This is a genomic window from Acetobacterium sp. UBA5834 (assembly GCF_002435675.1).
GTDB classification, from domain to species: Bacteria; Bacillota; Clostridia; order Eubacteriales; family Eubacteriaceae; genus Acetobacterium; species Acetobacterium wieringae.
In genome coordinates, this window is the sequence record NZ_DJGY01000069.1 from 170,029 (window position 1) to 183,083 (window position 13,055).

The 13,055-nt window shown below is 42.2% G+C and carries 15 protein-coding genes; all 15 read right to left on the reverse strand.

Annotated features, from left to right (window positions below):
- Positions 1 to 79 precede the first annotated feature (79 nt).
- Positions 80 to 346 (reverse strand): 30S ribosomal protein S15, encoded by a 267-nt coding sequence (gene rpsO / locus B3F51_RS14770; RefSeq protein WP_070372198.1) that lies wholly within the window; start codon positions 344 to 346, stop codon positions 80 to 82.
- Between the two features lie 120 nt (positions 347 to 466).
- The gene (locus tag B3F51_RS14775; protein WP_286947853.1) at positions 467 to 1,375 is read right to left on the reverse strand and encodes a bifunctional riboflavin kinase/FAD synthetase; all 909 of its coding nucleotides are present in this window, start codon (positions 1,373 to 1,375) and stop codon (positions 467 to 469) included.
- A gap of 8 nt (positions 1,376 to 1,383) precedes the next feature.
- Positions 1,384 to 2,316 (reverse strand): tRNA pseudouridine(55) synthase TruB, encoded by a 933-nt coding sequence (gene truB / locus B3F51_RS14780; RefSeq protein WP_286947856.1) that lies wholly within the window; start codon positions 2,314 to 2,316, stop codon positions 1,384 to 1,386.
- Complete coding sequence (locus B3F51_RS14785; protein ID WP_070372200.1) at positions 2,291 to 3,250, reverse strand: DHH family phosphoesterase; 960 nt, start codon at positions 3,248 to 3,250, stop codon at positions 2,291 to 2,293. The genes truB and B3F51_RS14785 overlap by 26 nt, the downstream gene beginning before the upstream one ends.
- Positions 3,234 to 3,620 carry a 30S ribosome-binding factor RbfA gene (rbfA, locus tag B3F51_RS14790; protein ID WP_286947858.1) on the reverse strand — a complete coding sequence of 129 codons (387 nt, stop codon included), beginning with the start codon at positions 3,618 to 3,620 and terminating at the stop codon, positions 3,234 to 3,236. The genes B3F51_RS14785 and rbfA overlap by 17 nt, the downstream gene beginning before the upstream one ends.
- A 38-nt stretch (positions 3,621 to 3,658) precedes the next feature.
- Positions 3,659 to 5,866, reverse strand: coding sequence for a translation initiation factor IF-2 (gene infB / locus B3F51_RS14795; protein ID WP_286947860.1), 2,208 nt, complete (start codon positions 5,864 to 5,866; stop codon positions 3,659 to 3,661).
- A gap of 25 nt (positions 5,867 to 5,891) precedes the next feature.
- Positions 5,892 to 6,164, reverse strand: coding sequence for an RNase P modulator RnpM (gene rnpM / locus B3F51_RS14800; RefSeq protein ID WP_070372203.1), 273 nt, complete (start codon positions 6,162 to 6,164; stop codon positions 5,892 to 5,894).
- A 66-nt stretch (positions 6,165 to 6,230) separates the two neighbouring features.
- A complete protein-coding gene (gene nusA / locus B3F51_RS14805) occupies positions 6,231 to 7,424 on the reverse strand; it encodes a transcription termination factor NusA (protein ID WP_070372204.1) in 1,194 nt (397 codons plus the stop codon).
- 23 nt (positions 7,425 to 7,447) lie between these two features.
- Positions 7,448 to 7,939 carry a ribosome maturation factor RimP gene (gene rimP, locus B3F51_RS14810; RefSeq protein ID WP_070372205.1) on the reverse strand — a complete coding sequence of 164 codons (492 nt, stop codon included), beginning with the start codon at positions 7,937 to 7,939 and terminating at the stop codon, positions 7,448 to 7,450.
- Between the two features lie 169 nt (positions 7,940 to 8,108).
- A complete protein-coding gene (gene frr, locus B3F51_RS14815) occupies positions 8,109 to 8,666 on the reverse strand; it encodes a ribosome recycling factor (protein WP_070372206.1) in 558 nt (185 codons plus the stop codon).
- Between the two features lie 3 nt (positions 8,667 to 8,669).
- Complete coding sequence (gene pyrH, locus B3F51_RS14820; protein ID WP_414632381.1) at positions 8,670 to 9,380, reverse strand: UMP kinase; 711 nt, start codon at positions 9,378 to 9,380, stop codon at positions 8,670 to 8,672.
- Between the two features lie 101 nt (positions 9,381 to 9,481).
- Positions 9,482 to 10,126: a translation elongation factor Ts gene (tsf, locus tag B3F51_RS14825; protein WP_084633727.1), complete on the reverse strand. Its 645-nt coding sequence runs from the start codon at positions 10,124 to 10,126 to the stop codon at positions 9,482 to 9,484.
- 27 nt (positions 10,127 to 10,153) lie between these two features.
- Positions 10,154 to 10,942, reverse strand: coding sequence for a 30S ribosomal protein S2 (gene rpsB, locus B3F51_RS14830; RefSeq protein ID WP_070372208.1), 789 nt, complete (start codon positions 10,940 to 10,942; stop codon positions 10,154 to 10,156).
- 148 nt (positions 10,943 to 11,090) lie between these two features.
- Positions 11,091 to 12,497, reverse strand: coding sequence for an ATP-dependent protease ATPase subunit HslU (gene hslU, locus B3F51_RS14835; protein WP_286947864.1), 1,407 nt, complete (start codon positions 12,495 to 12,497; stop codon positions 11,091 to 11,093).
- A gap of 16 nt (positions 12,498 to 12,513) precedes the next feature.
- Positions 12,514 to 13,044, reverse strand: coding sequence for an ATP-dependent protease subunit HslV (hslV, locus tag B3F51_RS14840; RefSeq protein ID WP_070372210.1), 531 nt, complete (start codon positions 13,042 to 13,044; stop codon positions 12,514 to 12,516).
- Positions 13,045 to 13,055 lie beyond the last annotated feature (11 nt).

Below are 13,055 nucleotides of genomic sequence, written 5' to 3' on the forward strand. Positions count from 1 at the left end.
ACCAGGATCACCAACCGTGTTAAGGAGATTAAGTGCTAACCTTCAGGTAAAAAAAAAGGGCGGAATACTCCGCCCCAAATTATTTTCTTAAACCTAATCTTTGGATTAGTTCACGATATCGTGTGATATCTTTGTCTTTCAGATAAGTTAATAATCGTCGTCGTTGACCTACCAGTTTCAGTAGACCGCGTCGTGAATGATGGTCTTTTTTATGGATTTGAAGGTGTCCATTAAGATCATTGATACGGGCTGTTAATAGTGCAATTTGTACCTCTGGTGAACCAGTATCACCCTCAGCTTTTTGGTAGTCTGCGACAATCTGTGCTTTTAATTCTTTTGTGATCATGTAAAATCTCCTTGTTTTTTAATTTAGCCATAAACCGAGTATTTTGTTGGAGTGTCAAAAAACTAAGTGAATGGTAGTAACTTAACGAGTATATCATAAACAGTTAGGCTTGTAAATGGATTATTTGATAAAATCCTTGCGGATCCGATCGATATCCATTCTGATTTGATTGATTAAATCATCAATGGAATCAAATTTAATTTCGTCCCGGATTTTTTTAATGAATTCGATGGTGATTTCGTGATCATAAATGTCCTCATCAAAATCATAAATATAGGTTTCGATGCTAAAGGGGTGTTTTTCAAACGTCGGGTTAAATCCCAAATTGGTTAAGCCATGAAAACATTGTCCCTGATAATGAACATGAGTATAATAAACGCCGGTATTCGGCAAAATTAATTTCTTATCGAGTTTGATATTGGCAGTCGGAATACCATACTGGTGTCCCAGTCCTTTGCCCTGAACAACCACGCCACTGAGGGCATAATTTCGGCCCAGAAAGGTTTTAACCTCATCCACCTGACCACAGCTGATCAGCTCCCGGATAAAGGTGGAACTGATGGAATGGGTATTGATGATAAAGGGGGGTAGAATTTCTACGGCAAAGCCGTATTTTTTGCCCAGCCCAACTAAGGTGGCGGTGGTTCCGGCACCCTTGTAACCAAAATTATAATTAAAACCAACCACAATGACTTTGACATTGTATTTTTTTAGCAGATAGTCGGTGATAAATTTCTCTGGGGTTAGCTTCATCAGCTTTTCGGTAAAGGGATTCAAGAAAACGAAATCAATGCCATAATCCTGAATCATGGCTTCTTTTTGGGTATTGGAGGTGATCAGCCAGGGGGTATAATTGGGAAAGATCAGCTCCAGAGGGTGTTCCTTAAAGGTCATAACCCCGGTTTTGCACCCGATTTGCCGACCAATTTCTTTCGTTTTTTGCAGTAAGGCCCGGTGTCCCAGATGAACGCCATCAAAAAAACCCAGGGCTAATACCATTTCTTCGCCGTGATACGTTTGTGCTGTCATGTTTTACCTCACAGTAGTTTTGTCGGTTTGATATAGTTGCCTTCGTCATTTATAACATATCTGCCCATACCAATTAGCTGATTCCCATCATACAGCCGCAGGGTTTCGCCGGGATAAAAATCATCCAGCGATTCACGGAGATTCCACTGAAACAGCTTATTGCCATTGAGCAGGAAACGGCGGCCCTGATCGGTGGCAGAAACCCGGCGATAACCGTCCATCGAGTATGCCAGAGGATATAAGAGCGATTCCGGGGCCTCCTGACTGATGCGTTTTTCAATCTGGCTCAAGGTTAAGGCATCGCTCAGTGTAAAGCGGCCAACCTGATGGCGGATCAGTTGCCCCATACAGCCCAGGGTCCCCAGGGCTGCGCCGATATCCCGGCACAAGGACCGGATGTAGGTGCCCTTTGAACAGGTGACCATCATTCGGGCTTTTTGAGCAGCTTCATCAAAATTCAATAAACGGATTTCTGTGATGTGAACGTCCCGTTCGGGAATTTCCACCGTTTCGCCGTTTCTGGCGTAGTGATAGAGTTTTTTGCCATTAACCCGAATGGCTGAGTAGATCGGTGGTTGCTGGGAGATATCACCAGTAAATTGTGACAAAATAGCTTCAAAAGCCCTGGCATCAATCCGTTTTTCGCTTTTGTCAACGATGGTTCCTGATAAATCACAGCTTTCGGTTGCCAAACCCAGAATCACCTCGGCTTCATAGACCTTGTCGTGATCCGTGATGTACTCGACCATTTTGGTGGCTTGACCGACACAGAGTACCAGCACGCCCTGGGCCTCAGGATCAAGGGTTCCGGTATGTCCGATTTTTTTGGTTTTAAGGAGCTTCCGGGCTTTAAATACCACATCGTGGGAAGTCATCCCCGGCTCTTTGTTGACATTGAGATAGCCATTAAGGCTGTTAAGCTTCTCCATTTTGATTTGCACAAACCTCCATCAAGTCCCGTTTGAGTTCCCCGACATCGCCGCAAAAATTAAAACCGGCGGCCCGTTCATGACCTCCACCACCGTATTTTAAGGCAATTTCGTGGATATCGTAGGGATATTTGGCCCGTAAGGAAACCCGGTATTCACCGGGGTCAATTTCTTTTAACAGGGCCGTAATGGCGACGCCGATGGTATTTTGGCCCAAATTGGCTACATCATCGGTAATGTTGATGGTGCCGCCAAATTTAACGATGGTTTCGTGATCCAAAATCATCATCGCAATCGGCATACTGTCGAGAATTTCTAGGGAATGAATCGCTGCCCCGGTCATTTTCATCTGATTGATGTTCTTTTGGGTATGAAGCCGTTTGGAGAGGTGGGCATAATTGGTTTTGATGGCATATAATTCACTGGCAATTAAATGGGTGTCGACTGTCACATTGGAAAATTGAAAACTGCCGGTATCGGTGGTAATGCCGGTGAAAATGGCATCAGCCATCTCCTCATCAAACACCACATTAAGTCCCCGGAGTACCCGAAAGACGATTTCGGCTGTTGCACCGGTAATTTCGACAAAGTTCAGATCACCATAGTGGGCATTGCTTTTATGATGATCAATCACCAGTCTAATTTTTGCGGCTGGCATTTCCGCTGGTGAAAAAGCAAAACTGCTACTGGAGCAGTCAAGATAGATAATTACATCATAGTCGTCCTGTAAGACCTGGTTAAAATACTGAATTTCATCAAAGAACTCCAGCTTGTCTTCAAGGGGTAGGTCGATATAATAATCAACGGTTTTATTCAGCTGCTTCAAACCTTTTCCCAAAGCCACTGCCGAACCAATTGCATCACCATCCGGTTTTTGATGAAGCAAAATCAAAAACCGTTGATTGGTGCAAAGACAATTTAAAATCTCATCAGGAATCGTGTTCATTCTGATCCTGCATTTCTTTTTTATCGTCTTTCAAACTTTGTAAAATTGACTCGATATGCATGCCATATTCAATCGAATTGTCGATTTCAAAGCTGAGCGCCGGTACCGAATGAACAGTAATGACCTGGCCCAGGCTCGATCTTAAAAAGCTCTTGGCATTATTCAATAATTCGAGGACAACCTTCTTCTGACGATCATCACCGAAGATGCTGACATAGACAGTGGCAGTTTTTAAGTCGGGAGCTGCTTTAACCTTGGTGATACTGACATTACTGTCTTTAATTCGGGAGTCTTTCATTTTATGGATGATGATTAAGCTTAATTCCCGCTGAATTAAGCCATTTATTTTTTCATTGCGATGCGATACCATTTTGTGTTACCTCCTTGCTGAGAAAGATAGGCTTGCGCTTATCTTTCAATCTTTTCCATGGTAAAGGCTTCAATGTTATCGCCAACCTTTAAATCGTTGTATTTTTCGATGCCAATACCACATTCGTAGCCGGTGTTAACTTCTTTGACATCATCTTTAAATCGACGTAACGAGGCAATTTTTCCTTCCAGAATGACGATTCCATCACGAATAATTCGGACGTCATCATTTCGATTGATTTTACCTTCGGTAATGTAACAACCGGCGATGGTACCAACACTGGGGATTTTAAAGACTTCCCGGACTTCGGCATTACCCATGACCTTTTCCCGGAATTCTGGGGCCAGCATCCCTTCCATGGCTTTTTTGATGTCTTCAACGGCATCATAAATAACCCGGTAGAGTCGCATATCCACTTCTTCGGTTTCAGCCAACTTGACGGCATTTTTATCCGGTCGAACATTAAACCCAATAACAATGGCGTTGGAGGTTGCGGCTAACATCACATCCGTTTCATTAATGGCGCCAACTGCTCCGTGAATAATATTGATGCGGACGGCTTCGTTATCCAGTTTTTCCAGGGATTGTTTGATCGCTTCGATGGAACCCTGAACATCCGCTTTAATAATAATATTGACATCCTGAATATTGCCGTCCTGAATCTGACTGAACAGATCGTCAAGAGAAATGTTGGAACGACGCTGACGTTCACCTTTTTGCATCTCTTTTCGTTTTTCAGCTAATTGACGGGCTTCTTTTTCATTTTCCAGAACAATAAAATCATCTCCGGCTACCGGAATATCGGACAGCCCAGAAATTTCCACCGGTGTCGATGGGCCTGCCTTTTTAAAACGTTTGCCTTTATCATCGATCATCGTTCGGATTTTACCATAGGTGGTTCCCGAAATAATTGAATCCCCTATATGTAAGGTACCCTGCTGAACCAATAAGGTGGCAACGGCTCCTTTACCCCGTTTGATCTGGGACTCGATCACACTGCCCCGGGCTTCCCGGCCAGGATCAGCGGTCAGTTCTTCCATTTCGGACATCATAATGATCATTTCTAGCAGGGATTCAATCCCTTCACCGGTTTTAGCTGAGACGTTAACAGCAATGGTTTCCCCGCCCCATTCTTCAACGACCAGATTATATTTGGTCAGCTCTTGTTTAACCCGTTCCGGGTCAGCGCCAGGCTTATCAATTTTATTGATCGCCACCAGAATTGGTACGCCAGCAGCCTTGGCATGATTAATCGCTTCTACGGTTTGAGGCATGACCCCATCATCCGCAGCAACCACCAAAACAGCAATATCGGTAATCTGCGCACCTCGGGAGCGCATGGCTGTAAATGCTTCATGACCTGGGGTATCGATGACAGTAATAGCATGGTTATTGATATTAACGGTATAGGCCCCAATATGCTGGGTGATTCCACCCGCTTCGCCAGCAATAACATTCGCTTTACGGATTTTGTCAAGCAGTGATGTTTTACCATGATCAACATGTCCCATAACGGTGACAACCGGTGGTCGGGGGATTTCATTTTCGCTTTCTTCTTCGTCATACTCTTCCAGAATTTTGGAAACGACGTCTTCAATTTTGATGGCTTCAACTTCAAAGCCCAGTTCGGCGGCAACAATTGCAGCTGTTTCAAAGTCGATTTCCTGGTTGATACTGACCATGGTTCCGGCCAGCATCAGGGTTTTAATAACCTCTGTGGCACTAATTTCGAGGACATCAGCCAACTCGCCAACGGTTAAAACCTCCGGAATTTCAAAGGTCTGGTTCAACTGTACCGATTTCTTCTTCTCGTCCTTGATGCGCTTGTAAACACTTCGAGCTGTTTTTTCTTTTTTGCTGTGATCCCGCATCTTGGGCTGTTGACCTTGATTATTAGATACCGGTCGTTTTTTATCATCGGCTTTTTTCGGGCCATTGCCACCTGTTTTGGGTTGGTTTTTTTGTGGTGGACGAGTCGGTTTTTTAGTCTCACTCGTCCCCTTAGGGGCAGCAGGATTGGCACTGGCTTTAGTCGGTTCCTTAACAGGGGCCTTTTTCGGCTCAGTTTCCTGCTCTGCTTGATACTTATTTTTATCGAATTTTTCTTCAAATTCGGAAATTTGTTGATCAGTCAGGGCGCTCATATGGTTTTTTACAGGAATATTGTACTTATTTAAAATGCTTACGAAATCTTTGCTGGGAATATCATATTTTTTAGCTAAATCGTATACTCTTAATTTTGACATAGTATTCCTCCCTTCAATATTTTATTTATTTCATTTGTTTTTTCTCTGACAGTTGCTGTCGAACGATTTCGACAACATCACTTTCTACTTTTCTTTTAAATGCCCGTTCCAAATAATTTTTATTCAGGAATTGATCAACACAGGCATCGGACTGGCAGACATAAGCACCACGTCCATTAGCTTTTCCGGTGGGATCAAAAAAAATTTCGCCAGATTTATCTGAGACAATCCTAAATAAGTCACGTTTATCAAATTTGGAATGGCATATAACACAGGTTCTCTGTGGAATTTTTTTCATTTTACCTCCCTGACATTGTTTTATCTAAGTATTATAGCATAAAAAGCTATATTAGTGATTAAACCTTTAATTTTCCAGATCTGAAATGTTGTCGAAGAGGACGTCTTCTTCAGATACTGACGAATTCATCAACTCCAGAGCCTCAGCGGATTCAAGCTCTTCTTTTAGCTCCAGTAAAATATCCTCGGTTAAACCGCTATTCTGGGTTTTTGATTCATTATGTTGGTTGACATAGTCAATTTTGCTTTTGATGTCAATTTTCCAGCCAGTCAGTTTTGCGGCCAGACGGACATTTTGACCTTCCTTACCAATGGCCAGGGATAATTGATAGTCATCAACAATCGCCACCGCTGATTTTTCGTCTTTATTGGCGATGATTTCAACTACTTTGGCTGGACTCAGGGCATTGGACAGATATTCTTCAACCGAGTCGCTCCATTTAATAACATCTATTTTTTCACCCTGCAACTCATTGATAATATTTTGAACCCGGACCCCTTTTTGGCCGACACAGGCACCAACCGGATCAATACTGGGGTCATTGGCTTTGACGGCCACCTTGGTGCGAGAACCAGCTTCCCGGGAAATGGAGACAATATCGACAATCCCGTCAAAGATTTCCGGTACTTCGGATTCGAACAAGCGCTTGACCAACCCCGGATGGGTTCGGGATACATTGACCTGGGGTCCTTTGGTGGTTTTTTTAACCATTAGTAAGTACACTTTTAAGCGTTGGTTCAGCGTGTATGTTTCGCCAGTCGTTTGCTCAGATGGCAACATCACTGCCTCCAATTTACCGATTTCTACATACACAATACCTTTTTCGATTCGTTTAATAATCCCGGTTAAAACTTCATCCTGTCGTTTGAGGTAATCGTCGTAGATGATATTGCGCTCTGCTTCTTTAATCCGCTGGATGATCAATTGCTTGGCATTCTGGGCCGCAATTCGGCCGAAATCCCGGGGTCGGACTTCTTTTCTGAAAAAATCACCGACTTCGTAATTACTGTCAACTTCCCGGGCTTTTTCAAGCGAAATCTGACTGTGATCATTTTCCGGAACCTCGACAATTTCTTTTAATGCAAAGACTTGAATATCGCCATTTTCACGGTCAATGCTGATCTCAACATTGTGTGCATTGCCATAATTCTTTTTATATGCGGTGGTAATTGCAGCCTCAATTGCTTGAATTAATTCTTCTTTATCAATTGATTTTTCTTCTTGAATTACATCCAGAGCGCGTATAAACTCCTGATTCATATTGGTTTTCTCCGCCTTCCGTATTATTCAGCTGATGGAAGAGGTTTAAAATTCAACTCATCCAACCGATTTGCTTTTGCAATTTTACTGTTCTCCAGTGTCAGCAGTTCACCTGTTTCCAATTCAAGGGTTAGTTCATCGGTAGTATATGATTTTAATACCCCCTCGATATCTTTTTTCCCATCCATCGGTGCGAAAAGATGAACTGCTATTTTTTTATCAAGATTTGACAGGAAATGTTTTTCTTTTTTCAACGGACGATCCATTCCGGGTGATGATACTTCGAGAAAATAACTTTGTTCGATGGGATCCTGCTCGTCAAGCATTTCACTGACTGGTCGGCTGACTTTTTCGCAATCTTCCAAAGAAATGCCATTTTCCGAATCGATAAACAGGGTCAGATACCAGTCCTTTCCTTTTTTTTCAAAGGTCAGATCGGTTAGTTCATACCCCAGTGATTCGACCACTGGAGCAGCTAATTCTTCTAATAAGAACTCTTTCGATACTTTTTTCATACTTATTCCTTTTATTTTATTATTTATCTAAAAATCTGGGTTGTATTTTTCACAGTAGCCATCACTTTGATACCGACTTGAAAAATAGTTAAGAGTGGGTCTCCCCACTCTTAATGAAATACTATATAATTGAATGAACAATTAAATAAATCATATCCCGATAAAACCATTAAACCTCTAAAATTTCCGCTTCTTTTTCTTTTAGAATGGCATCAATGTTTTTAATCTCTTCGTCCGTTACCTTCTGAATTTCTTTTTCACCTTGCTTTAAATCATCTTCGGTGATCAGACCTTCTTTTTGTCCATCTTTAAGATCCTGAATGGCATGACGACGAATGTTTCGCATAGCAACCTTGCATTCTTCTCCGTACTTTTTAACCAGTTTGACCAGCTCTTTACGGCGTTCCTCGGTTAACTGGGGAATCAGTAAACGGATAATTTTACCGTCATTAGAGGGATTAAAACCCAGGTCAGATTTTAAAATACCCTTTTCGATGGCCGGAATAGCGGTTGCATCATAAGGGCTTACAACGATCATGCGTGGCTCAGGAGTACTGATGTTTGCCAATTGATTCAAACTTGTCGGTGATCCATAATAATCCACCATGACCTTGTCAAGAATTCGGGGATTGGCTCGACCAGCCCGGAGACTTCCCAAACTTTCATTAAGGTTTTTAAGGGCTTTATCCATTTTTTCATTTGCTGTGGCTTTGATCTCATTAACCATCTTCTATACCTCCTGAATAATTGTTCCGATTTTTTCGCCCATAATTGCACGTAAAATATTTTTCGGTTCATTTAAACCAAACACTAGAATAGGGATGTGATTATCCATACATAATGAGGTTGCGGTTGAATCCATGACCTTCAGGCCTTGATTCAGTACATCTATGTATGATAATTCAGAATAGCGGACTGCATCCGGGTTAACCAGGGGATCTGAATCGTACACCGCATCAATGCTTTTTGCCAAGAGGATAATTTCAGCATCAATTTCTGCTGCTCGCAGGGCAGCCGTTGTATCGGTCGTGAAAAAGGGATTTCCGGTACCGCAGGCAAAAATAACAACCCGTCTTTTTTCGAGATGTCGAACGGCTTTTCTGCGGATATAGGGCTCGGCAATTTGTTTCATTTCAATTGCAGTTTGAACCCGGACGGGCACGTCCATTTCTTCCAGAACATCCTGTAAACCGAGGGCATTGATGCAGGTGGCAAGCATTCCCATGTAGTCGGCGGTTGATTTATCCATCCCTTCGCCGCTTCGTCCCCGCCAGAAATTACCACCGCCGACAACAATGGCTATTTCAACACCCAATTCAAAAACCTCTTTGATCTGGCTGCAGATAGCTTGTACCGTCGGCGTATCAATACCATGGCTGGTTGTACCGGCTAATGCTTCTCCACTTAATTTTATGATGACACGTTTGTATTTCGGTTCCAATAAAACTCCCCCTTTCATTTTCTTTATTATATCGTAATGTGAAATAATTTACAATCGAATCAACGGTAAAAAAAGAACACGAATGTGTTCTTTTTCAGCGTTTATGCGTTTAATTGCTTCGCTACTTCTTCGGCAAAGTTTTCTTCTTTTTTCTCTAAACCTTCACCCATCTGGAAGCGGGCAAAGCGTCGGATTTTGACATTTTCGCCGATGGTCATAATTTGCTCTTTAACCAGATCTTCAATAGTCAGATCGGGATTCTTAACAAAAGGTTGTTCCAACAGACAAATTTCTTTATAATATTTGCTGACACGGCCTTCAACCATTTTATCAACGATTTTTTCTGGTTTGCCTTCATTGAGCGCCTGAGCTCGAAGAATTTCTTTTTCTTTTTCAATTTCTTCCATTGGCACTTCTTCTTTGGTTACATATAAAGGATTGGCAGCAGCAATGTGCATTGCCACGTCTTTAACAAAATTTTTAAATCCTTCATTTTTAGCAACGAAATCAGTTTCGCAGTTAATTTCGACGAGTACGCCAATTTTTCCACCCATATGGATATACGCTTCAACGATTCCTTCAGCGGCAACACGGCCAGCTTTTTTATTGGTAGCAGCCAGTCCTTTTTCCCGCAGATAAACCATTGCGTCTTCGATATTTCCGTCTGTTTCAACAAGCGCTTTTTTGCAGTCCATCATTCCGGCACCACTTTTAGCGCGTAATTCTTTTACTAATTTTGCGTCCACTTTTCTCCTCCTGATCGTAATTATAAACTATTCTGCTTCAGTAACTTCTGCAGCTTCTTCGACTTCGTCAACGTCGCTGACAACTTCTTCGACGACAGCTACTGGTGCTACTTCAATTTCTTCTTCGACTTGTTCGCCCTGACGTCCTTCAATAATCGCATCAGAAATAACTGAAAGAATCAAAGCAACCGCACGAATCGCATCGTCATTACCAGGAATGATATAGTCAATTTCATCAGGATCGCAGTTTGTATCTACGATACCGATAATTGGAATACCCAGTTTTTTAGCTTCAGCAATGGCAATTCTTTCTTTCTTTGTATCGATAACAAAAATTGCACCCGGAACACCCTTCATATCTTTGATGCCGCCCAGGAATTTTTGTAATTTTTCACGCTGACGTTTCAGCTGAATAACTTCTTTTTTAGGCAGAAGATCAAAGGTACCATCTTCTTCCATTTGTTCCAATTCATTTAATCGTTCAATTCGTTTGCTGATGGTACCGAAGTTTGTTAAGGTTCCACCTAACCAACGATGATTCACGCAATAGCTGCCGCTACGTTTTGCTTCTCGTTCGATGCTTGTCTGAGCTTGTTTTTTGGTTCCGACAAACAGAATTTCTTCGCCGTTTTCAGCCAGTTCTTTGACAAACGCATACGCTTTTTCAATTCGTTTCACAGTTTGTTGTAAATCAATGATGTAAATACCATTTCTTTCTGTGAAAATATATGGAGCCATTTTTGGATTCCATCGTCGTGTCTGGTGCCCGAAATGCACCCCTGCTTCTAATAATTGTTTCATTGAAACACATGCCATAATTCATTCCTCCTTGGTTTTTCCTCCATTCTCATCAATCAAGAACATCGACCAGCAAACCGGCACCTGATGTCTTTCAGAGAATGTGTGTAATACATACCGATATATATTAACATAGCGTTGCTGTTAATACAAGTTATTTTTTTATTTAGAGTAAATATTTTTGATAATTATCCCGCTTTTCAGAGATATTAAAGACCCGTTCCACGTAATTCATATCAATGACAAAATCGTCCTGTTCGTAATCGGACGCATAAAAGGATATTTCTTCCAGTAATTTTTCCATTACGGTGTGCAGCCGCCGGGCCCCGATGTTTTCGTCTTCTTCATTTTGAAGATAAGCAATTTTAGCAAGATACCGGACTGCTTCGTCCTCAAAAATCAGATTGACATCCTCGGTTCGGATCAGCTGCTGATATTGCTTAATGACCGAGTTTTCAGTATGGGTCAGAATCTGAATAAAGTCTTCTTCAGTCAAACTGTCCAGCTGGACACTGATCGGGAAACGACCCTGGAGCTCGGGAATCATGTCAGAAATTTTTGACACATGAAAGGCCCCGGCTCCAATAAAGAGAATAAAATCGGTTTTGATCGGACCATATTTGGTGTTAACCGTGCTGCCTTCAACAACTGGCAGGATATCCCGTTGAACCCCTTCCCGGGACACATCGGGTCCGTGGTTGTTGCCGTTACCGATAATTTTGTCAATTTCGTCGATAAAGATAATGCCATTCTGTTCGGCATCCTTGACACCCTGTTCGTTGACCTGATCCATGTCAATTAACTTTTGGGCTTCCTGATTGATCAGGATTTTCCGAGCCTCAGAGATTTTGACATTTTTCTTTTTTTTCTTTTGAGGCAAAAAGTCACCAAGAATATCATTCATATTGAATGACATACTATCGCTGTTCATTCCCTGCATAATACCAATAGTTTTAGAACCGTCGTCATCCACTTCAATTTCAATCATCTGGTCTTCCAGCCGACCAGCGGCCAAATCCTTTGATAGCGCTTCCCGTTTTTCTTTTTTGGTCTGCTCTTTTTCGGCATCTCCTTCGAGTTCCGATAGTGTTGGGGTTGTCGGCGGGGATGGTTTCATAAAAATGTCAAAGGGGGTTTTTAGGGTTTCTTTGACTTTTTTTGAAGGTACCAGAATATCCAGAATAATTTTATTGGCATTTATTTCGGCTTCGGCATAAACTTCTTTCATTTTTTCCTGTTGAACGTTTCGGATGGCTGTATTGACCAGATCCCGAACCATCGACTCAACATCCCTGCCAACATAACCGACTTCGGTAAATTTAGTTGCCTCAACCTTGATAAATGGTGCTTTCACCAGCTTCGCCATTCGTCGGGCTATCTCGGTCTTCCCGACCCCGGTTGGTCCAATCAAGATGATGTTTTTAGGCGTGAACTCATCGATCAGATCGGCTGGTAACAACGACCGTCGATAGCGATTGCGAATCGCCACAGCCACAGCTTTTTTTGCCGCTTCCTGACCAATGATATAACGGTTTAGTTCGGTAACGATTTTTTTTGGTGTTAGTTCTTTCATTAGCATTCTTCCGTTTCTATAATACTTCAACAGAAATATTATTGTTGGTAAAGACACATATTTCTGAAGCAATCTTTAATGATTCGTAGACCATTTCTTCGGCACTGAGGTTTGAATGACTTTTTAAAGCCCGGGCTGCGGCAAGTGCATAGGATCCACCTGAACCAATGGCCGCCACATCATCATCCGGTTCAATGACTTCGCCGTTCCCTGATAAGACCAGGGTCTCGGCTTCGTCCATGACAATCAGCAGGGCTTCAAGTTTCCTGAGAATCTTATCTGAGCGCCACTCCTTGGCCAATTCCACTGCGGAACGTTTTAAATTACCGTTGTACTGTTCAACCTTGTGCTCAAATTTTTCGCACAGGGTAAAGGCATCGGCAACCGATCCGGCAAACCCCACCAGGATTTTATCATGATAGATTCGTCTGATTTTAGTGGCTTTGTTTTTCATGATTGTTTTTTCGCCCATGGTTACCTGACCATCTCCAGCTATGGCGACTTGACCGTTATGACGGATTCCTACGATGGTTGTTGCATGAAACATAGTTATTCTCG